This window comes from Hirschia sp. (assembly GCF_058892565.1).
In genome coordinates, this window is record NZ_JBZXVU010000020.1 from 18,868 (window position 1) to 42,621 (window position 23,754).

26 protein-coding genes are annotated in these 23,754 nt (G+C 43.1%); 13 read left to right on the forward strand and 13 right to left on the reverse strand.

Features of this window, described 5'->3' with window-relative positions:
* Positions 1 to 31: 31 nt before the first annotated feature.
* Genes AC5EF3_RS08480 through hemE form a run of 3 tightly spaced genes read right to left on the reverse strand, consistent with a single transcriptional unit; the run spans position 32 to position 2,551 of the window.
* Complete coding sequence (locus AC5EF3_RS08480) at positions 32 to 469, reverse strand: CopD family protein (protein ID WP_015828968.1); 438 nt, start codon at positions 467 to 469, stop codon at positions 32 to 34.
* A 9-nt stretch (positions 470 to 478) separates the two neighbouring features.
* A complete protein-coding gene (hemH, locus tag AC5EF3_RS08485) occupies positions 479 to 1,504 on the reverse strand; it encodes a ferrochelatase (protein ID WP_493547729.1) in 1,026 nt (341 codons plus the stop codon).
* Between the two features lie 12 nt (positions 1,505 to 1,516).
* Positions 1,517 to 2,551, reverse strand: a complete 1,035-nt coding sequence (gene hemE, locus AC5EF3_RS08490) for a uroporphyrinogen decarboxylase (protein ID WP_493547730.1) — start codon at positions 2,549 to 2,551, stop codon at positions 1,517 to 1,519.
* Between the two features lie 418 nt (positions 2,552 to 2,969).
* Between hemE and AC5EF3_RS08495 the strand changes: the two genes are divergently transcribed.
* The 5 genes from AC5EF3_RS08495 to dnaQ are packed head-to-tail and all read left to right on the forward strand — an operon-like array spanning position 2,970 to position 6,536.
* Positions 2,970 to 3,785 carry a pyruvate, water dikinase regulatory protein gene (locus AC5EF3_RS08495; RefSeq protein ID WP_015828965.1) on the forward strand — a complete coding sequence of 272 codons (816 nt, stop codon included), beginning with the start codon at positions 2,970 to 2,972 and terminating at the stop codon, positions 3,783 to 3,785.
* 14 nt (positions 3,786 to 3,799) lie between these two features.
* On the forward strand, positions 3,800 to 4,399 hold the full coding sequence (locus tag AC5EF3_RS08500; protein ID WP_015828964.1) for a Maf family protein: 600 nt from the start codon (positions 3,800 to 3,802) through the stop codon (positions 4,397 to 4,399).
* A complete protein-coding gene (gene aroE / locus AC5EF3_RS08505; protein WP_493547731.1) occupies positions 4,396 to 5,223 on the forward strand; it encodes a shikimate dehydrogenase in 828 nt (275 codons plus the stop codon). The genes AC5EF3_RS08500 and aroE overlap by 4 nt, the downstream gene beginning before the upstream one ends.
* Before the next feature lies 1 nt (position 5,224).
* Entirely contained in the window at positions 5,225 to 5,833 is a 609-nt protein-coding gene (coaE, locus tag AC5EF3_RS08510) for a dephospho-CoA kinase (protein WP_493547732.1), read from the forward strand.
* Position 5,834: 1 nt separating this feature from the next.
* A complete protein-coding gene (gene dnaQ, locus AC5EF3_RS08515; protein ID WP_493547733.1) occupies positions 5,835 to 6,536 on the forward strand; it encodes a DNA polymerase III subunit epsilon in 702 nt (233 codons plus the stop codon).
* A gap of 42 nt (positions 6,537 to 6,578) precedes the next feature.
* Here the strand turns inward: dnaQ and secB are convergent, their stop codons facing one another.
* A complete protein-coding gene (gene secB, locus AC5EF3_RS08520) occupies positions 6,579 to 7,100 on the reverse strand; it encodes a protein-export chaperone SecB (protein ID WP_015828960.1) in 522 nt (173 codons plus the stop codon).
* A 140-nt stretch (positions 7,101 to 7,240) separates the two neighbouring features.
* Here secB and AC5EF3_RS08525 point away from each other — a divergent pair, with 140 nt between their 5' ends.
* Genes AC5EF3_RS08525 through AC5EF3_RS08535 form a run of 3 tightly spaced genes read left to right on the forward strand, consistent with a single transcriptional unit; the run spans position 7,241 to position 9,700 of the window.
* Positions 7,241 to 7,843, forward strand: coding sequence for a Tim44/TimA family putative adaptor protein (locus AC5EF3_RS08525; RefSeq protein ID WP_015828959.1), 603 nt, complete (start codon positions 7,241 to 7,243; stop codon positions 7,841 to 7,843).
* The gene (gene mltA, locus AC5EF3_RS08530; protein WP_493547734.1) at positions 7,771 to 9,117 is read left to right on the forward strand and encodes a murein transglycosylase A; all 1,347 of its coding nucleotides are present in this window, start codon (positions 7,771 to 7,773) and stop codon (positions 9,115 to 9,117) included. The genes AC5EF3_RS08525 and mltA overlap by 73 nt, the downstream gene beginning before the upstream one ends.
* The gene (locus AC5EF3_RS08535; RefSeq protein WP_493547735.1) at positions 9,110 to 9,700 is read left to right on the forward strand and encodes a Smr/MutS family protein; all 591 of its coding nucleotides are present in this window, start codon (positions 9,110 to 9,112) and stop codon (positions 9,698 to 9,700) included. The genes mltA and AC5EF3_RS08535 overlap by 8 nt, the downstream gene beginning before the upstream one ends.
* A gap of 22 nt (positions 9,701 to 9,722) precedes the next feature.
* Here AC5EF3_RS08535 and hisE read toward each other — a convergent pair whose 3' ends face one another.
* The 7 genes from hisE to hisB form a co-directional block, all read right to left on the reverse strand.
* A complete protein-coding gene (hisE, locus tag AC5EF3_RS08540) occupies positions 9,723 to 10,076 on the reverse strand; it encodes a phosphoribosyl-ATP diphosphatase (RefSeq protein WP_493547736.1) in 354 nt (117 codons plus the stop codon).
* A gap of 29 nt (positions 10,077 to 10,105) precedes the next feature.
* Positions 10,106 to 10,876 (reverse strand): imidazole glycerol phosphate synthase subunit HisF, encoded by a 771-nt coding sequence (gene hisF / locus AC5EF3_RS08545; protein WP_493547737.1) that lies wholly within the window; start codon positions 10,874 to 10,876, stop codon positions 10,106 to 10,108.
* A 101-nt stretch (positions 10,877 to 10,977) separates the two neighbouring features.
* Positions 10,978 to 12,912: an alpha/beta hydrolase family protein gene (locus AC5EF3_RS08550; protein ID WP_493547738.1), complete on the reverse strand. Its 1,935-nt coding sequence runs from the start codon at positions 12,910 to 12,912 to the stop codon at positions 10,978 to 10,980.
* A 146-nt stretch (positions 12,913 to 13,058) separates the two neighbouring features.
* Positions 13,059 to 13,973: a pirin family protein gene (locus tag AC5EF3_RS08555; RefSeq protein ID WP_493547739.1), complete on the reverse strand. Its 915-nt coding sequence runs from the start codon at positions 13,971 to 13,973 to the stop codon at positions 13,059 to 13,061.
* Between the two features lie 66 nt (positions 13,974 to 14,039).
* Positions 14,040 to 14,765 carry a 1-(5-phosphoribosyl)-5-[(5-phosphoribosylamino)methylideneamino]imidazole-4-carboxamide isomerase gene (gene hisA, locus AC5EF3_RS08560; RefSeq protein ID WP_493547740.1) on the reverse strand — a complete coding sequence of 242 codons (726 nt, stop codon included), beginning with the start codon at positions 14,763 to 14,765 and terminating at the stop codon, positions 14,040 to 14,042.
* Between the two features lie 4 nt (positions 14,766 to 14,769).
* On the reverse strand, positions 14,770 to 15,411 hold the full coding sequence (gene hisH / locus AC5EF3_RS08565; RefSeq protein WP_493547741.1) for an imidazole glycerol phosphate synthase subunit HisH: 642 nt from the start codon (positions 15,409 to 15,411) through the stop codon (positions 14,770 to 14,772).
* A gap of 57 nt (positions 15,412 to 15,468) precedes the next feature.
* Entirely contained in the window at positions 15,469 to 16,080 is a 612-nt protein-coding gene (gene hisB, locus AC5EF3_RS08570; RefSeq protein WP_015828950.1) for an imidazoleglycerol-phosphate dehydratase HisB, read from the reverse strand.
* A gap of 153 nt (positions 16,081 to 16,233) precedes the next feature.
* Here hisB and AC5EF3_RS08575 point away from each other — a divergent pair, with 153 nt between their 5' ends.
* From AC5EF3_RS08575 to AC5EF3_RS08595, 5 genes are all read left to right on the forward strand, one after another.
* Positions 16,234 to 17,958 carry a putative bifunctional diguanylate cyclase/phosphodiesterase gene (locus tag AC5EF3_RS08575; RefSeq protein WP_493547742.1) on the forward strand — a complete coding sequence of 575 codons (1,725 nt, stop codon included), beginning with the start codon at positions 16,234 to 16,236 and terminating at the stop codon, positions 17,956 to 17,958.
* Positions 17,959 to 18,066: 108 nt separating this feature from the next.
* On the forward strand, positions 18,067 to 18,624 hold the full coding sequence (hslV, locus tag AC5EF3_RS08580; protein WP_493547743.1) for an ATP-dependent protease subunit HslV: 558 nt from the start codon (positions 18,067 to 18,069) through the stop codon (positions 18,622 to 18,624).
* Positions 18,617 to 19,762 carry a hypothetical protein gene (locus tag AC5EF3_RS08585; protein ID WP_493547744.1) on the forward strand — a complete coding sequence of 382 codons (1,146 nt, stop codon included), beginning with the start codon at positions 18,617 to 18,619 and terminating at the stop codon, positions 19,760 to 19,762. Before hslV ends, AC5EF3_RS08585 begins: the two co-directional genes overlap by 8 nt.
* A gap of 12 nt (positions 19,763 to 19,774) precedes the next feature.
* Entirely contained in the window at positions 19,775 to 21,082 is a 1,308-nt protein-coding gene (hslU, locus tag AC5EF3_RS08590; RefSeq protein WP_493547745.1) for an ATP-dependent protease ATPase subunit HslU, read from the forward strand.
* A 22-nt stretch (positions 21,083 to 21,104) separates the two neighbouring features.
* The gene (locus AC5EF3_RS08595) at positions 21,105 to 21,587 is read left to right on the forward strand and encodes a hypothetical protein (protein WP_493547746.1); all 483 of its coding nucleotides are present in this window, start codon (positions 21,105 to 21,107) and stop codon (positions 21,585 to 21,587) included.
* A gap of 11 nt (positions 21,588 to 21,598) precedes the next feature.
* Here the strand turns inward: AC5EF3_RS08595 and AC5EF3_RS08600 are convergent, their stop codons facing one another.
* Complete coding sequence (locus AC5EF3_RS08600; RefSeq protein ID WP_493547747.1) at positions 21,599 to 22,993, reverse strand: amidohydrolase family protein; 1,395 nt, start codon at positions 22,991 to 22,993, stop codon at positions 21,599 to 21,601.
* A gap of 109 nt (positions 22,994 to 23,102) precedes the next feature.
* Positions 23,103 to 23,702 carry an alpha-ketoglutarate-dependent dioxygenase AlkB gene (locus AC5EF3_RS08605; protein WP_493547748.1) on the reverse strand — a complete coding sequence of 200 codons (600 nt, stop codon included), beginning with the start codon at positions 23,700 to 23,702 and terminating at the stop codon, positions 23,103 to 23,105.
* Between the last annotated feature and the right edge of the window lie 52 nt (positions 23,703 to 23,754).

Consider the following 23,754-nt stretch of genomic DNA (forward strand, 5'->3'; position numbering starts at 1 on the left):
GAAAGTCAGAGCTGCAACAAGCTAAAATTTTTCAATTAGAAAACGGTTCTACAACGACCATTATAATCGCAATAATCGCAAGCATGAAGGGCACTTCATTTAACAACCTAAGTTTCTTTGAAGACATGCTCAACGTTCCAGCCATCTCTTTTTTATGAAGCCCAATAAAATATCCGTGCGATCCTGAAAGCAGAATAACTGCGACTATCTTTACCCAAAACCAGGGTTGGCTCGAGAAAAAATCCCAATTTAGATGTGCAAGTGAAAATCCAAAAACCCATGTTAAAATCAACATAGGCGTTAATATTATTTTCCGAAGCCGAATAATTGCCGAGTCCATAGTTTGGACTAATCCTTCATTATCGCGTCCTTCCATACGGTACACTAGCAGACGTGGGAGCATTAACATTCCAGCCATCCAAGCGACGACGCAAATTATATGTCCGGCGCGAAACCATTCGTAACCCATGCGATAATCCTATTCGGTTGAAATATGACTGTGAGGACATTTAGACCAGTTTTTTGGACAAATACGGTCCCCATCGGATGATAAAATTTCAGATTTTTCCAAAATAGCTTTCCGCACCAGATTTGTTAGTCCGCCAATAAATTCATTCGCTATCCCTAAAGCAGGCGCTCGCAAATAAGTTGTCACACCGTGCTCCCGGGCCAATTCGGCATATTCGTCATCTAATTCGACGAGTGTTTCAATATGTTCGGATACAAAAGCAATCGGACTTACAAGTATATTTTTTCCGTCCGCTGCAGCTTTTAAAATACTAGAATCTGTAGATGGACTGATCCATTCTAACGGTCCCACTTTTGATTGATAACAAATTTCTATTTCCCAATCACTTGGCAATTTTTTAGCAACAGCTGCACATGTTTGTTCTATTTGCCATTGATAGGGATCTCCGCCGTCCACAACTTTTTTAGGCAAGCCATGAGCTGACAATAAAACTCTTAAATTGTCTGGAGCTCCATTGTCTTTCCAAGTCGATACCAATTTATCCACATGCGCATTTATCAATCCCTCTTCCGTGGGATAACAACAAATAGTTGATGCTGTTTTGCCGCCAGCTTTTTTCCAAGCTTGAATGGAAGAACCTGTCGTAGTTGTCGAAAATTGAGGATAAAGGGGCAATAAAACAATTTTCTCAGGATTAAACGCATTTACAGCTTTAACCGCATCTCCAGTAAATGGTTTCCAATACCGCATAGATATAAAACAGCGAGCATCCAGTCCCGTCGCTTTTAATGATTTTTCCAGCTCATCCGCTTGAAATTGAGTTTCTGGTAAAAGAGGTGATGATCCACCCATTTTAGCGTAATTGCTTTTGGCTTCTTTGGACCGTCGCGATGATATCAATTTTGCAATCAACCATCTCAATGGTTGAGGCAGTCCTATAATGGCTTTGTCATTAAAAAGATTGAATAGAAAAGGTTCAACGGTCTCTAAATTATCAGGACCGCCTAAATTGAATAAAACAACTGCAATACGCATATTTTTTATTCCTTATTCTTCTCGAATGACTTTAACAGCCCGTTCAACATTACTAATGGGTGTCTGCGGAGTTACGCCATGGCCAAGATTAAAAATATGTGGCCGATCTTTAAACGCTGATTTAATTTCACGAATCCGTGCATCCATAGCATCTCCACCGGAAATTAACCTGAGTGGATCAAGGTTTCCTTGAACGGGCATTGATTTAGGCAATGCCTCATGGACCCATTTTACAGGTAGAGCAGTATCAAGTCCAACGCCTGTTACCCCAGTATGCTTCGCATAAGGCTCTAACATGGCGCCTGATCCACGAGGAAAGCCAATAATTGGCTGAGTAACCCCAAGATCACGAACACGCTGTATGAGCTTCTGTGTCGGTTTTATAACCAATCTATCCATACTATCTTCGGCTAAACCTTCGGCCCAACTATCGAACACCATGAGTGCATCCGCACCAGCATCAGCCTGAGCTTTAAGGTAGTGTGCGGTTGTTTCCACGAGGATGTCCAAAATTGCATCCAAATCTTCTGGATCTTGATAGGCTTTTAATCGCGCAGCCGATTTATCAGTGCCGCCTTTACCTTCGATCGCATAGACTGCAACTGTCCAAGGTGCTCCTGCAAATCCAATCAACGTTGTTTCAGGTGCCAATTGGGATTTAACACGAGATACCGTCTCGTATACGGGAGACATCCTATCCAACAACTTTTCTAAAGGAAATTTATCAAGATCAGCCGCAGAAGATGCCGGATCAAGTTGTGGACCTTCTCCTTTTACAAAACGTACATTTCTACCCATTGCATCTAGAATAAGAAGAATATCTGCAAAAAGAATGGCGCCATCCATATTATAGCGTCTTATGGGTTGAAGCGTAGCTTCAGTGGCTAAAGACGGTGAATAACAAAAATCTAAGAAGTCCTTGGCTCTACCACGTAGTTCAAGGTATTCTGGTAAATGTCTTCCAGCCTGACGCATCATCCATACTGGAGGATGGTCGTATATTTTGCCATTGAGCGTCTCTAGCAATTTTTTCTCAGGCTGTGCCACGTAAACCTCTTCCTTTAAATTCTATTATTAAGTTTAGATTCTTCTATTGTTATAAGAGCGTTGATAACGGGGAAAAATTAACGTTTGAACTTTTATCCACACTCTATCAACATCCAATGTGGCATTAGTTCACATCGTCTTCATTAATCTTAATTACGATTCATTAAGGTTAACGCCTTTGTTAATAAGGGTTAATTATGAGTCGAGTCCAAATTAACAATAATATGGTGGAAAGAATCTATTTTATTTTGTTGAATTTCTAGCCTGTAGATAGAATTGTGAATAAATGTGAGTAAAGTTAACCAAAATTAGCACCTAACAGGTTTTCCACAGATGGCTGGGGAAATACGGGTAATACCCGGTAAAACCACGGTATTTTGTGCATTAAACCAGTAGAGGACGGCATTGCCGAAATTATATGGACATTTATTTCAACGTCCACCTTCTATCAGATTCAACAGGTGAAACACTAAATGCTGTCATGCGTGCAGCCTGTGCTCAGTTTGAAGATGTATCCCCTTTAGAACATAATTATTATCTGGTGAGGTCTCAAAGACAATTAGATCGCGCGCTTCGGGAAATTGAAGGTGCCCCTGGTATTGTTCTTTACACGATATCTGATGAAGGGTTGCGAAAGACGCTCGAAGATTGGTGTTCATTGACTCATACACCAGTCTTACCTGTCATAGATCCAGCAGTTGATGTGCTAAGTCGTTATTTGGGATTGCGATCCAACAGATCTGTTGCTGGTCAATACAAAGTTGATTCCAGTTATTTTACTCGCATTGAAGCACTAAATTACACATTGGCGCATGATGATGGTCAAAGCGTAGAAGATTTAGGTGATGCCGACGTTGCTTTAGTTGGCGTTAGCCGAACATCAAAAACGCCTACATGTGTTTATTTAGGAAACAGAGGGATTAAAGCTGCGAATGTTCCATTGGTTCCCGGAGTTGATCCGCCCGAAATTTTAATGGGTCCAAATTCTCCATTAGTCATCGCATTGAAGATATCGCCTAAAAGATTGGTTGATATTCGGCGTCAACGTTTAATATCTATCAAAGAAGACCCAAATACCGCTTATGCATCTGAAGAAGCTGTGCGAGAGGAAATAACATGGGCAAATAGATTATTTGCACGCATGAAATGGAAAACAATCGATGTTTCTCGCAGATCCGTAGAAGAAACAGCGGCGGCGATTTTAAACACAATATCCGAATCTGGACGTAATTAGAGGCGACTAACTAAGTGACAGACTCCACATTAATTTTGGCTTCTCAAAGCAAATCTCGCGGTGATTTAATGCGTGGAGCCGGTCTTGTTTTTGAACAAATGGCTTCTAGTTTAGATGAAGATGCCGTAAAAATGGCTATGCGTGCGGATGGTGAATCAACTCAACGTCAAGCAGAAGCTTTGGCTGAGATGAAAGCGTTAAAAGTTTCTATCAAGCATCAAGGCATCGTTCTTGGAGCGGATCAAATGCTAGATCTTGAAGGTGTTCAGTTCGATAAACCTAAATCTATCGACGAAGCACGCGTAAATCTCCTAAAAATGCGCGGAAAAACCCATACATTAGAAACTGCTTTAGTTGCATGCGAAAATGGTCAACCCATTTGGAGAATGACGACGCGTCCTCGTCTTACAATGAGAAATTTTTCAGAAGAATTTCTTGATACCTATCTGAAAAATGAAGGTGATTTAGCGCTTACAACAGTTGGAGCTTATAGACTTGAAGCCCCAGGCGTTCAGCTATTTTCAAAGGTTGAAGGTGATTATTTCTCTATATTGGGTCTCCCCTTAATTCAGCTTCTCAATTGGTTACAAGATCGAGGAGATCTTCAAAAGTGAGTGGGATTTCCAATACAAAAGTTTATGGTGTAATTGGTGACCCCATTGCTCAATCTCTTTCGCCGGATATTCATAATCTATGGCTAAAAGCATCAAATATAAGCGCTTTTTACAATAAATTTCACTTGCAAACTGAAACTGCTGTGTCGGATATTCAAGCATTGCTGAGATTTGATGTTCAGGGCTTGAATATAACAATGCCTTATAAGGAAGCAGCTATAAATTCAGCAATTGATCTCAGTGATACAGCAAAAAAAATAGGTGTTGCAAACACACTCAAAGCAACATCCAATGGATGGTATGCTGAAAATACTGATGCTTATGGATTTTTAAATTCGTTATATGCTGTCATTTCAGAAAACACACTGAAAAACAAAAAAGTGTTGTTAATCGGCGCTGGTGGTGCAGCTAGAGCAGTCGCCTATATTCTTGATTTACAAGGTGCTGATTTAACCATCTTAAATCGAACTGTTTCTAAAGCAGACACCCTTATTTCAGAATTGGCTCCTAAAGCTAAATCTGGTGATTTACAGGGTTTAACAGAGCAAATGGATCGCGTTGATATAGTCATAAATGCGACGAGTCTTAAGGCCGGCCTCGCAAATAATATTGTATTTCCCGACGGTAATTCTCGTTTATTTTTTGACTTATCTTATGGAAAAGCTCCCGAAGAAATTCTGGGTAAAGCGTCTAATGCTGGATGGAAAAGTGAAGACGGCTTAAGAATGCTCGTTGAGCAAGCGGCTCTAGCCTATCAATTATGGCATAATGAAACGCCAAATGTCGAATTGGCCCTTGATATGTGTAAAAAGAAATTAGCATAAAATGATTATCTTAGGTCTTACCGGTTCTATAGGAATGGGGAAATCAACCACTGCCAACATGTTTCTGGATGCAGGCATTCCAGTTTATGATTCAGATGCCGCTGTTCATGCGCTTTACGAACCAGCTGGAAAAGCCGTTGAAAAATTAGAGGATGCTTTTCCGGGTGTAAAAAACCAAGAAGGCAGCATCGATCGTCAGAAATTAAGTGCATATGTGCTAAAAGATTCAGCTGCCATGAAAAAGCTAGAAGCCATTGTACATCCATTGGTATTTGAGACTCGTCTCAAATTTTTAGACGAACATAAAGCAAAAGGCACAGACATTGTGGTGTTTGACATACCCTTGCTTTTTGAAACTGGTTCAGATGCATTTGTTGATAAAATATTGGTCGTGACAGCACCTGCTGAAATTCAAAAACAACGTGTTCTTGATCGTGAAGGCATGACGGAAGAAAAATTTTCAGCAATTTTGACTAAACAAATGCCAGATAAACAAAAACGCGAACGCGCAGATTTTATTATTGATACAAGTCTTGGATTGGATAGCGCTGAAAAAAATGTTCATCAGATTATTCAATCTTTGATCCAGTTAAACGAGAGTGAAGACTAAAATGCGTGAAATCGTATTCGATACTGAAACAACGGGCCTAAGTGCAAAAGATGGTGATCGTATTATCGAACTTGGTGCAGTAGAGATTGTTGATCTTTTACCCACTGGACGTGAATTTCACAGGCTAATCTATCCAGACCGTCAAGTTAGTGAAGATACAATTCGTATTACCGGTATTACCGATGAAATGCTAAAAGGTAAGCCCGTTTTTAGTGATCCAAGTGTTTATAAAGAATTTCTCGATTTCATCGAAGATTCTCCCTTAGTCGCACACAATGCAGAATTTGACCGTGGATTCTTAAATGAGGAAATGCGCCGTGTCGGCGGGCCTGAATTTCCAAAAGAACGCTGTGTAGATACGTTGGCATTGGCACGTGAAAAATTTCCTGGTGCTTCGGCGACACTAGATGCCCTTTGTAAGCGATTTGATATTTCTCTTGCAAAAAGGGACGTTCACACAGCGGTTGTCGACTCTCAGCTCTTAGCGTCAGTCTATCTGGAATTAAGAGGGGGGCGTGCTCATTCTTTTGAATTTGAAAATGAAGGACAATCAGATGCTGAAGTGGCGTTTAAGCGTACTCAGCGTCGTCAACGGCCCAAAAAATTACGTTCTTTTTTAACAGAAGAAGAAAATGCAGCCCACCAAAGTTTTATCGCGACTTTTGACGAAACGCCGGTGTGGAATAAAATTTTGACAAAATAAAAGCGACGGTAAGAACATCGTCGCTTTTATATTTTTTATTGTTTAAGCTTGAGCAGTTGGTGGTGTTTGGTTTTCTGCCGCTGCTTGCGCGCGTTGAGCACGATATAATCCAACAAAATCAATTGGATCTATAAGCAAAGGTGGATATCCGCCTTCCCGTGTTACTTCAGCCATAACGCGTCGTGCAAATGGGAAAAGAAGTCTTGGGCACTCTATAAGCAACAATGGCTCTACATCTGCTTGCTGGGTATTTTTAAGTTCAAATAGTCCAGAATAAACAAGTTCAGCAATGAAAACGACGTTTTCTTCGCGTTTTGCTTGGGCCGATAAACGTAAATTGACTTCAAAAATACCAGGTTGATCAGGTTGTGGGTCTGCTTTTACATCAATACCCAATTCTATAGCAGGAGCATTTTGACCTGCACCTGCTGTAAGCGGGTTGGGATTTTCAAAAGACAAGTCTTTTATGTATTGCGCGAGTACGCGAATTGAGGGACCAGATTCAGCTGATGTTTGAGCTGGATCAATTGTTGGTTGGCCTTCAGTTGAGGGCGTGTCATTCATATCTTTACATCCGTTTGATACGGGGAACTAGGTGCCAGCTAACATGAGCTGCTAAAGCAAACAAGTAAAACGGTTCCATTCCTTGTTTTGTCAACATATATATGTGGCAAGAACTCAAATGATACATTATAAGAAGTGCCATGGATATTGAACTCATAATTTTCGCAGCAGTCGCGTTTTTCGTGCTGTATCGGCTGTACAGCGTTCTTGGAACGAAAACTGGAGCGGAACCACCGCCATCAGTTGTTCGAGAAGCCACACAAAAACGTAAAAATTCAGAAGGTAGTGATGAGAGCAATGTCACACCATTCCGTCCGTCTTTTACTGGGCCTGGTGCTTCTGCAATGGAAGAAATCTCTCAAATAGATAGCACGTTCTCGCCAAGTGATTTCACACGGAAATCAAAAAAAGCTTATGAGATGATCGTCGAAGCTTTTGCTGAAGGTGACAAAGAAACACTTTCAAATTTGTTGGTCGATGATGTGTATGAAGCGTATGTATCTGCAATTGATGAGAGAGAGCAGAACAATACGGAACCACTCCGCCTGATGCGTTTAAAATCAGCTGAAATTGCTGATGCTGAACTTTTGGATGGTGATATTGGACAAGTTTCTGTATCCTTTGAAGCGCAATTGAGTGATGGTGAAAACTTAAGGACGGCAAAAGAGATATGGACCTTCGAGCGCAGTCTAAAATCGTCAAACCCAGCTTGGCTTCTCGGTGGGGTTTCAGAAGCGTCTTAAGATGTGTCACCGCTATTTTTGCAGTCACTGCCTATGGGTGTGCGACAACTACAGTGTCGCCGCCTGAAACGGGTGTACCAAATACACAAGCCACAACTGTTATAACTGGTCCGAAAAATCCAGTCGAGCTGCAAACAGCTTCTGGTTATTCCATGGTGCCAAAATCATTTTCTGATCTACCTGCTTGGCAGAAAACTGATTTTATTTCAGCTCGATCAGCATTTTTGGAAAGTTGCCAAAGCTGGTCTAAGCGTGATGGAAAAAAATTAATATCTACATCAGCGCCTTATAGCGGCACTGTGTCAGATTGGATGCCAGCATGCACAAGCATTCAAGCTGCAACAGATACTAGAATGATCGCTAAAGTATTTGAAACTGAATTTACTCCCTACTTCATTAATCCAACAGACAAGCAATCTAAATTAACGGGCTATTTTGAGCCTGAATTAGAAGTGCGCTACAGGCCAGAAGCTGGATTTTCTCAGGCTGTTCCGGGTATTCCTGAAGACCTTGTAAGAGTGGACCCATCAGAGTTTGATCCTAAATTTGCTAAGGGCAAAGTGTGGGGTCGTGTTATTGAAGGCGAGTTAGAATTTTATCCAGACCGCAAAGATATTATCGATGAACCTTCTAAAGCATTGGGATATGCGTCTCCGGGTGAAATATTCTATTTACAGATACAAGGTTCAGGCAGGCTAAAATTTCCTGATGGAAGAGTTATTCGAGCCGCATTTGCAGCACATAATCACAAACCTTTTGTATCAATAGCTCGACACTTAATCGACACTGGACAGATACAAACCCACCAAGCTGGTATGAATTCTATACTAAATTGGATGGATGAAGTCGGTCCTCAAATTGCTCAAGATGCGATGAATGTTAATCCTCGTTATGTTTGGTTTACGCCTCAAGAGATCAAAGATCCTTCCAAAGGACCTAATGGTGCGCAGGGTATTCCGCTCACAGCAATGGCTTCAATGGCGGTTGATCCGCTATATCACGCATATGGTGCGCCAATATTTATAGATACCAAAGTACCTGCAATTCCTGGTGATTGGAAAGGGCGGGAATTTAGAAATTTGGTGATTGCACAAGACACAGGAGGTGCGATCAAAGGTATTCTACGTGGTGATTTGTTTTTTGGTTCTGGTGATGATGCTGGCGGCAGAGCGGCAAGTATGAATCATGATGTTGCTATGTGGGTATTACTTCCAAAATCTGTCGCATCTGCAATGACTGAAGCACAATTATTGGCAGATAGTGCTGATGGCTAAACGTCTTGTTTCAGATGCTGAAATGCGGTTGTGGAAGAAGATTGCCAAGACTGTTGAACCACATAAAACGACGAAGCAAAAAAAGCCTTTAATCGTCGAAGATTTTGCAAAATTGCTATCCAAACATTCTCATCTGGATGCACCACGTGTTCGCGTAGCAAAACATGTATCACCTGATATTAAGAAGCGTGCACAAGCAACAGACCTTCAACGTAAAATTATAGATGAAGCCGAAGAGCGTATTCCTGAAAAACCGTTAGAAAACAGAGAAAAAGATCGTAAAATCAGGCGTGGAAAAACATATGTTGATGCAACGATTGATCTACATGGTTTCACGCAAATAGCAGCGAGATCAGCCTTATCAGCTTTCCTCATGCATCATAGAAATGATGGTGCTAAGTGTGTTCTGGTGATTACGGGAAAAGGAAAGTTGGGCGATGGTATTATTAAAAAACGGCTAGTTGAATGGCTTGTTCAGCCCGATATCCGCGCCCATGTTTCGTCTTATTCCATCGCTCACCAGCGCCATGGTGGAAGCGGTGCATATTATGTATTTTTAAGAAAACTCAAGCACCAATATTGAGCCAAGCGCGAGGATGGATAAACTAGCTGTTAGTACGGTTTTGTTTTTCAACAATACCGGACATGCCTTGTCTTTTAGCAAGAGATTCTCCCACTGAATCTAGGCTAATGCCTCTAGATCTTAGTGCAACAAATAAGTGATACAGGAGGTCGGCGGTTTCATCAGCGACCTCTTGATCACTTTCAGAAGCTATGGCTAAAATGGTCTCAATTGCTTCTTCACCCATTTTTTTTGCGCATTTACTTGGACCAGCTGATAGTAATTTGGCCGTGTAAGAAGGCTGATCACTTGTGTTTCCATTGGCACGTTCGTCAATAGTTTCTGCTAAGTGAGTGAGGGCTTTGTATAAAGAATCTGTCGGGGTAAGCTTGGCCATATGTTGTCTTTCTGTCGATATAGTCTTGCCTAAGTGCGACTTGGAAGGGGACGAACAAAAGCGCCGGCTTCATTCAAGGCACGTCGCGCATCTGCAATTGTGGCTTCCCCAAAATGAAAAATAGATGCGGCTAAAACAGCATTCGCGCCGCCTTCTAAAATTGCTGGTGCTAAATGATCTACATGTCCGGCACCGCCCGATGCAATGACAGGAATGGAGACAGCATCGGTCATGCGTTTGAGCAGTTCAATGTCATATCCGATTTTTGTACCGTCTCGATCCATGGATGTGAGCAGAATTTCACCAGCGCCTTTTGATTCAACAAGTTTGGCAAACTCGATAGCATCACGGCCGGAAGATTTTTTTCCACCATGTGTGAAGACACCCCAGCTATCACCCTGACGTCTGGCATCAATAGCCACAACTACGGCTTGTGCGCCAACTTTAAGAGAGCAGGCTTTTACAAGGTCTGGATCTGCAACAGCGGCGGAATTTACTCCGCATTTATCAGCTCCAGCAGCCAGTAGCGTGACCATATCTTCTGGTGATCTTACACCACCGCCAACGGTAACAGGCATGAAACATTGATCCGCAGTTCGTTCGATCACATCGAGCATAGAACCACGCCCTTCATTTGTGGCAGATATGTCTAAAAAGCAGAGCTCGTCTGCGCCTTGTTCATCATAGGCTTTGGCAAGCGCGACCGGATCACCAGCATCGCGCAGGTCAACAAAATTAACACCTTTTACAGTGCGGCCATCTTTTACGTCGAGACAGGGGATAATGCGGTTTTTTAACATGCTGAATGCATACGCTTGAGGACGGTTTGGAGCAAGTAGGAAAACAAAAATGCACTCTATATTGGAAAGAGCGCATTTTATTTCTTACTTGCGAAAACTGGTTAGTTTGCTGGATTATGCTTTGCTATAAATGTATCAAGTGCTTTGAGCGTATCTAGCCGGGTTTCGCTGGTAGATAACCAATGATCTCCACCCTTTACTTTAATAAAGTCTACGTCTTTGCCTGATTGCTTCAAAGCACTCTCCATCACTGCACTTTGCTTGATATTGACGATAGTGTCGTCGTTTCCGTGGATTAGCAGGACTGGAGCTTGAAATTTATCGGCATGATTTGCTGGAGAAATATCTATTAGTTTCTGTTTTTCGGTTTTCTTGTCGCCGATGACGCGTTTCCAGTATTCTACGACCCAGCTGTTGTCACCATTTTCTTCGTTTACACTGTCTAACATACGAGGCAAATCAGAAACTGGTGCAATTGCAGCAACACATTTATAGAGTTCAGGCGTAAAGGCACCGCCAGCAAGGGCAGAATACCCACCATAACTTGCGCCTATAATACAAACCCGTTCTGGGTCGACAAAGTTCATTGAGGTTAGCGCTTTTAAACCATCAGTGACATCATCTTGCATGAGGCCAGCCCATTCACCACGCCCTTGAAGTTTGAAATTGGTTCCAAAACCAGTGGAGCCACGGAAATTAGGTTGTAAAACAAGATAACCTCTGCTGGCAAAATATTGCGCCAACCAATGAAAATCCAATTGAACATAAGATTCTGGACCGCCATGAGGCAAAATGATCGCTGGAAGGTTTGTTGGGTCTTTCACACCAGGTGGCCAAGTTAGTAGAGCTGGAATTCTAGTTCCATCTCTGGCTGGATACTCAATAGTCTGAACATCTGCTATCCACTCCGGTGCTATATCTCTAGATTGTCCTATGCGCTTGAGGTCTTTTGTTTTCACATCATAAAGGAAATAGTTACCGGGCTCAGTTCCGCCAGATATCTTTAAAATGAATTTGCTCCAGTCAGATGACCACGACATTATGTTAATTGCGAAAGTGGGATAAGTATCAAGAAGTGTTTGGATACTGGCATCTAACTCTTTGTCAAAAAAAGAATAACTGGGCCTCATACCAGAATACTTAACTCCATGAACGATCCTGTTTTCATCTATGATAACATAGTCAATATCAGTATTTTCTTTGGCAAGTATGGGACCACTTAATTCCCCATCCCAATTCAATTCAAAGAGGCCTTCTCCATCATCGATCTGGTCTAAGACAATAAGGCTTGAATGATCTGATTTAACACCTTGAAGTACGAAGGGGATGAGAGGGGAGTTTTCCTTTTTATAGACGTTTTCCCATTTTCCGTTGCGTTTTGTAGAAATTTCAAAGGTGTTGGAACTGTCGTCGTGATCTTCTCTCGCGAAAATCACACCCGTTTCTGATACGAACCAGTCGTTCGTGGAATATCGACCTCTTTCAAAAATCTGAGCCAATCCAGTTTTAGGATCGACTGAGAAAAGGTTGTATCGAGGATTACCCTTATTCCGAGCGCCCACATAGGCTGGCATTAAAACACGACCTTCTTTTGTCAGATTGCCAATGATTCGACCGACACCAGATTGAGCAGGGTAAAGACTGTCTTCGCTTCGAAGTAATTGGGTAATTTTGGATTTGGATAAATCCATTGCAAAAGACGCGGAATATTCCAGTTTTCCTCTAAACCCGAATATCTTAGTCGTTTCTGAAGCTGACAGCACAACGAAATCAGAGTTTATAAAATCAATTGATCGCGTTTTTATATCAGTTGTGTTCGCACCGTTTATTTCACCACTTTTCAAATCGTTGACGATAAATAATTCTTCACCATCTTGTTGACGAAGCATACCTATTTTTGAACCGTCAGGAGATATAGCTACAGATCTGATTTGACCCAATTCACCATATGCTTCTATAGGCGGCATGGGTGTTTGCGCGATTGCTGTTGAGTAGGTTGTCAATGCGAGAATAAATAACGAATACAGTAATTTCATGTCCCCAGTCCCCATTGGGATTAAATAATACACTTAGGAATTGCAGAATTGAATCTCTGTGTAAAGATTCTGACGGAATAAAAAGCAGCCATTAAATTTGAAGACCAAATAGGTTTTTAACGCTTTTATAAAAAATTGAATTCCGGTCATTCAGGGAGGGGGATAAATTCGTCTTCATCGCCAGGCACGATTGGAAATCGCTTGTTTTTCCAGTCCTCTTTTGCTTGTTCTAGACGGTCTTTTCGGCTTGACGCAAAATTCCAGAACAAATGACGTTTACCAAGAGGTTCACCGCCAATTAGCGCGATACGTGCGTCTGTGGCGCTAGTGATTTTTGTGTCAGGCTTATCTTCTAAAATAGCCATGTCATATTGCTGGATATCGGTGTCGCCAATTTTAATGTCCCCTGTCACCGCGTAAAGAGCGCGTTCCGGTGAGGATGGAAGAATGAGGGATTGGCCGGCTTTTAAATTCGCCTCGATATAAAGGGTCTCTGTAAAGGTTTTGACAGGAGAGGTCATGCCATAAGCACTCCCCATCAAGACACGTATGGGTACACCATCAATGGTTAGTGCTGGGATATTTGCATCAGGATAGTGATAGAAGGCGGGGGCAGTTTCTTCATCAGTTTCAGGCAGGGCATGCCAAAGTTGCAGGCCATGTAGGTTGCGGTGAATGGCTTCGCGCTCGGGACGTTCGCGTTCGGAATGGACAATTCCTGAGCCAGCTACCATGAGATTGATATCACCAGGCCTAATAGCTTGTAGTGAGCCTAAACTGTCGCGGTGTAGGATTTCGCCTTCAAACAAGTAAGTGACTGTCGCGAGGTTTATGTGGGGATGTGGGCGAACATTGACACCGTGCCCGGGAGGGAAGGTTGCAGGCCCCATATGGTCGAAGAATATCCAAGGGCCGACACTGCGCTGTTTTATAACGGGAATTGCACGCCGGACGCTAAAGCCGCCAAGATCTTTGGTTTTGGGTGTGATAACCAGCTTAACGGCGGTGCAAGTTTTTTGGTCATTGCAATCGTCTACGGATAGGTCTTTTTCAAGGCTCATAGCGCTAATCTTTCAACCAATTTCAGTGTCGAATATAGCGCAATTTATCCAAGGAATGAAGAGACGCTATCTTGCAATTTCAATGGCTTCTTTTGGATTGATATCACCATCATATAAAGCTCTACCGAGTATTGTTCCGTATACGGAGTTTATGCCATTCCGTGTACTGAGTAGCTTGATATCATTGATATTTTTTACACCACCAGAGGCGATGATCGGTATACTGACGGCATCTGCGAGATGACCTGTAAACTCTACGTTTACGCCTGTTTTCATGCCGTCTCGGCCGATATCTGTGGCGATGATGGCGCAGACGCCTGAATCTTCAAATTTCCTTGCAAGATCAACGGCTTTCATATCGGTTGTTTCCGCCCAACCTTCAACGGCGACCATGCCGTTAATGGCATCAATGCCGACTGCAACTTGATTTGGGAATGCTTTTGCAGCTGTTTTTACAAATTCTGGATCGCGTACCGCAGCTGTACCGAGGATAACTCTTGAGATACCCGCTTTGAGCCAGTTTTCAATGCCAGCGATATCACGGATGCCACCACCAAGCTGAACTGGAGCTTTGGTTGCGGATAGGATTGCTTTGACAGCGTCTTCATTGGTGGAGCGACCATCAAAAGCACCATTTAAATCAACAACATGCAGATTTCTAAAACCCATAGCTTCAAATTTTGCAGCTTGGTCGGCTGGATCATCATTGAACTTGGTCGATTGCTCCATGTCACCTTTAATCAGCCGTACACATGCACCGTCTTTAAGGTCGATTGCTGGGAAAAGTTCCATTGATCTATGGTTTCCATTTTAGAAAGTTGGAGAGAAGTTTCTGTCCGATTTTTTGGCTTTTTTCGGGGTGAAACTGCGTTCCAAATATATTGTCTTTAACAATTGCTGCTGTGAAATTGCCACCATAGTCACTACTTGCTGCTATATGCGTGTCGACTTTGGGTGTGAAAACATATGAGTGCGTGAAGTAAAGGTGAGGGGTTTCTCCTAAACCTTTGAGCAATTCATGGTCGGTTATTGTGATTTCATTCCAGCCCATGTGGGGGATTGGTAGTTTTGGATTGTCTGGTTTGATTTTATCAACAATACCCGGGATGAAATCCAGTCCCTTTGTTTCACCATCTTCAAGACCGGTTGTGGCAAGAAGTTGCATCCCAACGCAAATTCCCATGAAAGGGGTCGACCCTTTTAAGACGGTCTCTGTGAGCACTTCAACTATGCCAGATCTGGATAGGAGTTCATTTTTGCAGTCTGCGAAATGACCAACACCAGGAAGAAATATACAGTCTGACTTTTTGATAAGATCAGGGTCTGACGTAATTTCGATTTTTAGGTCCAATTCGGCAAGTTTGGCGGCTTCAGCCAGAGCGCGCGACGCTGACCGGATATTGCCTGAGCCATAATCAATAAGTGCAAGAGTTTTCATGAGGGGCGTTCTAGCGTGACAGTTATAGATCTGTCACGCTTAATAATCGGATATTTGCTATAAGCTACCTTTAGTAGAGGCAGCTTGGCCGGCTAAACGTGAATCTTGCTCGCTCGCCATACGAACAGAACGTGCCAAAGCTTTAAAACATGCTTCGGCGATGTGGTGTGTGTTCACACCATATAGGCATTCAATGTGCAAACATGCGCCTGAACTCATCGCAAAAGCGTGGAAGAATTCCTTGAATAATTCAGTATCGACTTCACCCACTTTGTCGCGGGTAAATTCAACGCGCCAGACAAGGTAGGGACGGTTGCATAGATCGATGCTTGCGCGTGCGAGTGTTTCGTCCATGGGTATGTAGGCGTGGCCAAAACGGTTGATACCGGTAAATCCGCCAGTTTCTTTTGTAAGCGCATCTTTGATTGCGCCGCCAAGGACAATTCCGACATCTTCCATTGTGTGGTGCATATCAATGTGAAGGTCGCCAACACATTTAATTTCCAAATCAATTGCAGAATGCTTGGCAAAGCTCTCAAGCATGTGATCGAAAAAGCCAATGCCTGTGGAAAGTTTGGATTTTCCAGTCCCATCCATATCAACTTTTACGTTGATTTGAGTTTCTTTTGTTTTACGCGCTTTTTCGGCACGCCTTAGACTATCCGTCATCCAAAACTCCGGTTATCGTTAATATTCTGATTACAACTAATACCTAGCTTATATGCTAAGTCGTGCAGTATTCTATATATTTGGTGCACATGGTTATAAATCCAAGAAAGTTTAAAAGCATTTTTGGAAACATTTTGATAGTAAGAAGTGATAATGGCGAGAAAAATTGACGCCTCAAAACGCATGAGTTTATCATTTCGCCTGACGATTGTCAGTGTAATTGCATCTGTGTTGGTCGCATCCATTACCTTTGGAATTGAAGTTTTTGTTTTTGGCGAAGACCATTCTATGGATGATTTGCCTTGGTATGCTGGGGCAATGCTTATGTTAGCGATCCTCGTTGGCGCAGGCGTTTACATGGTTATACAGGCGTTTTTAAAGCCACTTAGTGTTTTGGCTGCTAGTTTGCGCGCTGCAAAACCGGGGCAGGGGCAAGATGTCGCCAAAACAGCATTGCCTATTTCATCTGATCTTGCTGCTGCAATAGAAGAAATGACAAGCCGGTATGATGCTGTCATTCGAAAATCTTACAAAATGTCGATATCTGATCCGCTGACAGGTCTGGTAAATCGGGCGCAATTTGTAAAAAAAGTCGAAATGTCCATTTTGTCTGCGGGCGAAAGATCAATATCGGTCATCATAATAGATTTGGACCGATTTACGCGTGTGAATGACAAGTTCGGACCGCAACTCGCTGATGAGTTGCTTGTAATGGTGGGGGCACGGTTAAAAGCATATCTTCGAGAAGCCGACACAGAAATTAGGGGAATGGAGCAATCGCAAGAAGCACCTAGTATTTTAAGTCGATTATCAGCAGATGTTTTTGCGGTATTAATTCCATTCACAACTCAGCATGTCGTTGAAAAAATGGTTGAATTTCTAAGGTTTGAATTAGAAAGACCTTTTACTCTGGATGGTCGAATGGTTGAGTTGACTGCAGCTTATGCAGCGGCCTCCGCTCCCGCTGATGCCCCAAATGCGGGTGAGTTGATGAAGCAAGTCGATATTTCTCTAAAGATGTCTAAGCAGTCTAAATTCAAGGGTCTGCAATTTTATGATTCATCCATGCATGAAACAGCGCAGCGGAATTTAACGCTTGAAGATGATATACGTCATGGCATTGAAAATCATGAATTTATTCCCGTTTTCCAGCCCAAAGTGGAATTAGAAACTGGAGTGGTTATTGGCGCTGAAGCATTGGCGCGGTGGCGGCGGCCAGATGGGGCGGTTGTGTCTCCAGGAGTGTTTGTTCCTAAAGCTGAGGAAATGGGATTAATACCTCAAATGGGCGCAAGTATCCTCAGAGATGCCTGTGTTCAAGCTGCTAAATGGGATTTTAATGGTCACAAACCGCGCTTGGCTGTTAATGTCTCTCCGCTGCAATTTGAAGACCCAAATTTCTTTTCCATCGTGGAAGAAATTCTAGAGGAATCGGGTTTAGCACCTGAATTGCTTGAACTAGAATTGACTGAAACTGCGGCTGTGGATAACCCAGAACGTGTCGCGAAAATTATGCGTCCTTTAAGGGCGAAAGGTGTGCGATTTGCCATTGATGATTTTGGAACAGGCCACTCCAACTTTACAACAGTAACTCGCTTGCCTTTTGATGTGTTTAAAATCGACCAGCAATTTGTGCGTGCTCATGGAAGTGATCCGCATGCGCCAGCCATTATTGAGATGATATTGGCAATGGCAGAAGCATTAGGACAGGAAACTGTTGCGGAGGGTGTTGAAACTCAAGAGCATTATGAATTCCTACGCCGTCGCGCATGTACAATTGGCCAAGGCTATTTCTTTTCACCTCCATTGCCTGCGCATGAGTTTGAAGAATTTGTGCGTCATTGGCGTGCGCCATCACTGACAAAGAAAATGGCTTAGTATTCAGTGTGTAAGCACGAAAATATTTGTAAAATTTGCGAAAACTCCTTGATCCTGCCTGATTCAACGTTCACCTATATGTTCAAAGTAGGACTTTAGGAGAATTTAATGACACAAGCATCATCCCCACAGAGCTGGCACAGCACAACGATTTTAGCCGTGCGCAAGCCGGGCAGGGTTGTGATTATTGGTGATGGTCAAGTCTCTATGGGCGATACCGTCATGAAAGGGAATGCTCGCAAAGTTCGACGCTTAGGTGAGGGCGGTAATATCATTGCTGGTTTTGCTGGGGCGACAGCTGATGCTTTTACGTTGTTTGAACGCTTGGAGCTGAAACTTGAACGTTTTCCCGGCCAATTACAGCGGGCAGCCGTTGAGCTGGCCAAAGACTGGCGCACAGATAAGTATCTACAAAAACTAGAAGCGCTTTTGATTGTGGCTGATAAGCACACAACGCTTGTGCTTACGGGTATGGGTGATGTGCTGGAACCAGAATATGATGTCGTTGCGATTGGTTCTGGTGGAAATTACGCGCTATCTGCTGCACGCGCTATTTTTGATTATGAAGAAGATGCTGAAGTGTTGGGCCGCAAAGCAATGGAAGTTGCAGCGGAAATTTGTGTTTACACCAATAACAATTTCGTTGTGGAGAGTTTGGATGTCTGAACGTGACGCCCTTGAGCAAGCGATAAAGGATGGAGTTCTCAGCGCTGAACAGGGCGAAAAACTTCAAGGTTATCTTGCAAAGGGCGGCGATCCATATGGTCCCGAAGATGCTGAAAACTTAAGCTTTTTGGCATCCTTCAACGATATTTTTCTGACGTTTGGAATCATGATCCTGATGTCAGGTGCGACCTTGTTTTTAGGGTGGTTTTTAAAGACTATTATTCCGTGGAGTCTGCTGGGGCCAGTATTAGCGCTGATTATGGCGTCTTTTGCATGGGTGATGGCAGAGTATTTTTGTGCGCGACGGCGGTTGCTATTGCCCTCTATGGGGTTGGCGTTGGTTTTCTACTTTATGGTAGGTAGTGGCGTTGGTGCTTTGTTAGCAAAAGTGCTAATTGATAATGCGGGTGATATCGCATTGCAGGCGGCGCAGGGCGGAGCGCAGCAAGGTGATTTACCGGGGATATTCTTTAAAAAAGCTTTTGATTCTAGCTATTTATCAATTATTGCAGGTGCAGGTGCGGCGCTAGTATTCTATTTGCGGTTCAAACTTCCATTTTCGCTTTTCCTGATCGCAGTTTCAGGTGCTTTGCTGTTTTACACATACACATTTCAGAGCAATGGATTTAATCTTTCAGCCATTGGTGCGGGTGCTGTTTTTTTTGTGGGGTTGGTGACATTAGCATTTGCAATGTTTTTTGATGCACGAGATCCGGCGCGGCGGACAATACAATCTGACAATGCTTTTTGGCTGCATTTAGCAGCAGCACCGCAAATTATGTTGGGTATGCGCTTCATAATTATTGGGGATTCAGTGGCGTCTCAGAGTGGATCTTCTGTGATGATGCTGTTGGCTTTGTTAGGGGTTGGTGTGCTTTCGCTTGCGTTAAACCGGCGGGCCTTGATTTTTTCAGGTTTGATCACATTTACACTCGTCGTGTTCTCGCTTGTTGGTGATTCTGGATTGTCAGGCGTAGAGGTCGTGGCGCTACCGTTACTGATTGTTGGAGGTAGCGTTGTTCTATTGGGTGCTGGTTGGAAAACAGCGCGCAATATGGTTTTGAAGATTTTTCCAGAAGACGGAATATGGGGACGTCTATTTCCCCCTGAACATGTGCTTAGCGGCAAAGACAAATAAATAAGGCCTAAGATGACTGAATTTTCTCCTCGCGAAATCGTATCCGAACTCGATCGCTTCATCGTGGGTCAAGCAGATGCAAAACGCGCTGTTGCGCTTGCTTTGCGCAATCGCTGGCGCCGTAAGCAATTGAGTGATGATCTTCGTGAAGAAGTGACACCAAAGAATATCTTGATGATTGGACCGACAGGTGTCGGTAAAACCGAGATATCACGCCGCTTGGCAAAACTTGCGCAAGCTCCCTTTATCAAGGTGGAAGCGACAAAATTTACAGAAGTGGGTTATGTCGGTCGCGATGTCGAACAAATCATTCGTGATTTGGTTGAAGCCTCTATTGCGATGGTCAAAGAAGAAAAAAGCAAAGATGTGCGTGCACGCGCTGAAAGCGCTGCGGAAAGTCGTGTATTGGATGCGCTTGTTGGGCCTGATGCAAAAGAGAGCACACGCGAGTCATTTCAGACTAAATTGCGCTCTGGTGCTTTGGACGACAAAGAAATCGAAATTGATCTGTCTGACAATGGCTCCCCAATGCAATCTATGGATATTCCCGGACAGCCGGGTGCAAGCATGGGCATGTTAAATCTGGGTGACTTGCTGGGCAAAGGTTTTGGTGGCCGTACTAAAACAGTAAAAATGACCGTTAAAGATGCATATCGTCCGCTAATTGATGATGAGTCTGATAAGCTGGTCGATCAAGAATCTGTTGTGCGGGATGCTATTAAGCTGGTTGAAGAAGAGGGGATTGTTTTCCTCGATGAGATCGACAAAGTTGCTACGCGCCAAGAAGCTGGCGGCGCGGGTGTATCTCGTGAAGGTGTGCAGCGTGATCTATTGCCATTGATTGAGGGAACAACTGTTTCCACAAAACACGGGGCAGTGAAAACCGACTATATCTTGTTTATTGCGTCGGGTGCGTTTCACGTTTCTAAGCCGTCTGATCTGCTGCCAGAGTTGCAAGGGCGTTTGCCTATCCGTGTTGAATTGCAGGGTCTTACACACGAAGACTTTAAACGTATTCTGACCGAACCTGAAGCAAGTTTGATCAAGCAATATATTGCGTTGATCGGTGCTGAGGGGATGACGATTGAATTTGATGAAAGTTCAATTGATGCGATTGCTGAGATTGCCGTTCAGGTGAATGACACTGTTGAAAATATCGGTGCGCGTCGTTTGCATACTGTGTTGGAGCGTTTGCTTGAAGAAATCTCTTTCACAGCTCCTGACCGCAGTGGTGAGAGCTTTGTCATAACAGATGAGTATGTGCGTGAGAAAGTTGGCGGTTATGCCGGTAATGCCGATCTGTCGAAGTATATTTTATAAGGTTTGAAAGATGCCAACCGAAGTGTTTGAATTTAAAGCAAGTCGGTTGGGGTCATTTTTGATTGCAATAGGGTCCGTTGTGTTTATCGCAGCGGGCTTTATTTTATGGTATCAGCCGGATGCACCTTTTGAGCTAAGAGCTATAATGGGTTTGCTTGGCTTAGGGGCCGTCATCGTTTTTTGTGTTGTGCTGTACCGTTTGATTGTAAATCCGGTGATGGTGCGGGTATCGGCTGACGGGATTTTCATAAAAAACTATGATGCGACCATTCCGTGGGAAGCGCTGGAGACTGTCAGGCTGATTAATTTAGATCATGCTGGAGATTTGATAGAATTTATTCCTAGCCAACCTATGCATAGTGTTTACATTGCAGGTAAGTTTGCCCTCGGCAAAACAGCGAATAATTTAGCAAAATTGCCTGATTATTGTTATAGCATGACGGGCATTCGGGGCAGCAATCAGGATTTAATGAGAGCTATGAGTTATTACATCCGGACAGGGTAAATGGTCATGTTTTAACTAGCGAGTATCATTTCTAGAGCTCGGCGAGCTGATCTCAGGAATGAGGTGTTATGCGCTGCTTTGTCGAGAGATTTTAGTTTGTCCTGATCTAGCCACGTATTTCCTACCATGACAGCATTTGGAAATTCTAACGCACTGATATTTTCAAGTGGATTAGATGATAACAAAACGAGATTGGATTTTTTCCCAATTTCAATTGTACCTGTATCAGAAAATTCTAGGACATTAGCCGCATTTCGTGTGGCCGTTGTTAGTGCTTGATAGGGTGTGAGACCTGCTTCGACATAAAGTTCTAGTTCTCGGGTGAGGGCAGATCCGGGAACATTTACAAATATGCCTGCATCTGTTCCTGCCACTATGGTTACCCCTTCATCGTATAGAAATTTTGCTGCTATTAAATAAAAGTCTGCACGTATCTGTTCATGCTTTAAGGGAGCGTGATGGCTCCAGAATTCAATCGTGTTTTTATCTATATAAGTGAGAAATGGGTTGACTGTTTTAACTTCAGGACGGTTGGCGTAATTTCCTTTGGACTCCGCTACTCGCACAAGATTTTCATGCGCGATTAGAGTGGGCGTGACGGCGACATTGGCTTTTGCCATATCTTTCGCAAGTTGTACCATTCCGGCTTTATCGAGATTGTCTCTCATTCCATGCCAGACTATGGATTCGACATGTTCTATAGTTTGAAAATTGTCATCTAGAATATCTTTAAAAGGAATGTTGAATTGTTTGTCATGAGGCATATCATGAGTACGAATTCCTTCAGGCGTGTGCCCTACAATTTTAAGGTCAAGACGTTTAGCTTCATCCGAAATTGCCTGATAGGCTGGGCGAGTCAGATTGGAATAGACTTTTAGAGTTCGATAACCTTTTTTGTGTTGCTTCTGAACCTCTGTGCGGGCTTCTTCGGCTGTCGTAATAAGTATATGGTTTGCTTGTTGATTGGGACCAGGGCTGTTGAGAATTGGGCCTGTGGTTGTGAAATCTGGACCGAGTAATTTTTGATTTTGTATTTTTCTTTGCAATGGAAGATGAAAAGGCATCCCCGACATGTTGCGGATGCCGGTCACGCCATGGGCTAGGTAACCCGCTAATTCCGCTTCATCCCATACATGAACATGAGCGTCGATTAAGCCTGGGAGGAGATATTTATCAGTTCCATCGATGATATGTGTTGATGCATAGGTTTGAATATCGGCGGTAGTTGAGATTTCTGAAATTATACCGTTTTGGACAAATATAGACATGCCAGATTGAAGTTCAGGCGTATCCCGTTTCATTGAGATCAGGTTGACGTTTTTAATCAATACATTGTCATAAGATGGTTCTTTGTATTTTAATGCAGACGGATAGCCCGTTGTAGCAATCACAATTGCGATTATCATTGTAGTGATTACTGCAAAGGTAATCCTAAAAAGTCTTGATTTTATCATTAGAATGTCTCGGCTTTAGATCAGATTGCAGTTTTGCTATAGAACTAGCCTTCATATTTGTTTATTTCCTAACGCGCCTCAAGGTTAAATTTAGCCTGCCGCCATTTTTAAGTAGGGTCGAGCTGCCGCCATAAATGCGGTCTATTCCATGATAAGCTAAACGCGCTTGCCCGCCTAGAATGATCACATCGCCTGAGTTTAGTTTGAACGATTTGGTTGGGCCGCGCCGGTTTAGGCCGCCAAGGCGGAAGCGGGCGCTATCTCCCAATGATATGGAAACAACGGGGGCATTTATGTCTTCTTCGTCTCCATCACAATGCAAGCCCATTTTCGCATTTTCATCATAATAGTTCACAAGACAGGCTTGAGGTGGTTTAGGGTATTGCGAAACGCTCTCCCATATGCTCATTAAGGCGCGCGGAATGCTGGGCCACGGTTTTTTTGTTTCAGGGTGTTGTTTATCATAGCGGTATCCTGTCGCATCAGAAATCCAGCCAAGTTCTCCAAAATTAGTCATTTTAACGGTGAAAGGTTTATTGCTTCTGGGCATTCTGGGAGTATAAAAATGGTTATTTTTCATATGGTTACGGATAGTTTCAACCAGATTTTCTTGGGCTTGCCGGTCAAGGTAATTTGGTAGGAATTGAAACCCGTCCAACATGTGTCCAATAACCTTTAGTAATAAACTTCATCACGAAAATGTGAGTTTGCCT

Bases quoted from the DNA above. Each gene is read 5' to 3' on its own strand.
- AC5EF3_RS08480 (WP_015828968.1), bottom strand. From the start codon at position 469: ATGGGTTACGAATGGTTTCGCGCCGGACATATAATTTGCGTCGTCGCT.
- hemH (WP_493547729.1), bottom strand. From the start codon at position 1,504: ATGCGTATTGCAGTTGTTTTATTCAATTTAGGCGGTCCTGATAATTTA.
- AC5EF3_RS08495 (WP_015828965.1), top strand. From the start codon at position 2,970: ATGGACATTTATTTCAACGTCCACCTTCTATCAGATTCAACAGGTGAA.
- coaE (WP_493547732.1), top strand. From the start codon at position 5,225: ATGATTATCTTAGGTCTTACCGGTTCTATAGGAATGGGGAAATCAACC.
- dnaQ (WP_493547733.1), top strand. From the start codon at position 5,835: ATGCGTGAAATCGTATTCGATACTGAAACAACGGGCCTAAGTGCAAAA.
- secB (WP_015828960.1), bottom strand. From the start codon at position 7,100: ATGAATGACACGCCCTCAACTGAAGGCCAACCAACAATTGATCCAGCT.
- AC5EF3_RS08525 (WP_015828959.1), top strand. From the start codon at position 7,241: ATGGATATTGAACTCATAATTTTCGCAGCAGTCGCGTTTTTCGTGCTG.
- mltA (WP_493547734.1), top strand. From the start codon at position 7,771: ATGGACCTTCGAGCGCAGTCTAAAATCGTCAAACCCAGCTTGGCTTCT.
- AC5EF3_RS08535 (WP_493547735.1), top strand. From the start codon at position 9,110: ATGGCTAAACGTCTTGTTTCAGATGCTGAAATGCGGTTGTGGAAGAAG.
- hisE (WP_493547736.1), bottom strand. From the start codon at position 10,076: ATGGCCAAGCTTACCCCGACAGATTCTTTATACAAAGCCCTCACTCAC.
- hisF (WP_493547737.1), bottom strand. From the start codon at position 10,876: ATGTTAAAAAACCGCATTATCCCCTGTCTCGACGTAAAAGATGGCCGC.
- AC5EF3_RS08550 (WP_493547738.1), bottom strand. From the start codon at position 12,912: ATGAAATTACTGTATTCGTTATTTATTCTCGCATTGACAACCTACTCA.
- AC5EF3_RS08555 (WP_493547739.1), bottom strand. From the start codon at position 13,973: ATGAGCCTTGAAAAAGACCTATCCGTAGACGATTGCAATGACCAAAAA.
- hisA (WP_493547740.1), bottom strand. From the start codon at position 14,765: ATGGAACTTTTCCCAGCAATCGACCTTAAAGACGGTGCATGTGTACGG.
- hisH (WP_493547741.1), bottom strand. From the start codon at position 15,411: ATGAAAACTCTTGCACTTATTGATTATGGCTCAGGCAATATCCGGTCA.
- hisB (WP_015828950.1), bottom strand. From the start codon at position 16,080: ATGACGGATAGTCTAAGGCGTGCCGAAAAAGCGCGTAAAACAAAAGAA.
- AC5EF3_RS08575 (WP_493547742.1), top strand. From the start codon at position 16,234: ATGGCGAGAAAAATTGACGCCTCAAAACGCATGAGTTTATCATTTCGC.
- hslV (WP_493547743.1), top strand. From the start codon at position 18,067: ATGACACAAGCATCATCCCCACAGAGCTGGCACAGCACAACGATTTTA.
- AC5EF3_RS08585 (WP_493547744.1), top strand. From the start codon at position 18,617: ATGTCTGAACGTGACGCCCTTGAGCAAGCGATAAAGGATGGAGTTCTC.
- hslU (WP_493547745.1), top strand. From the start codon at position 19,775: ATGACTGAATTTTCTCCTCGCGAAATCGTATCCGAACTCGATCGCTTC.
- AC5EF3_RS08600 (WP_493547747.1), bottom strand. From the start codon at position 22,993: ATGATAATCGCAATTGTGATTGCTACAACGGGCTATCCGTCTGCATTA.
- AC5EF3_RS08605 (WP_493547748.1), bottom strand. From the start codon at position 23,702: ATGTTGGACGGGTTTCAATTCCTACCAAATTACCTTGACCGGCAAGCC.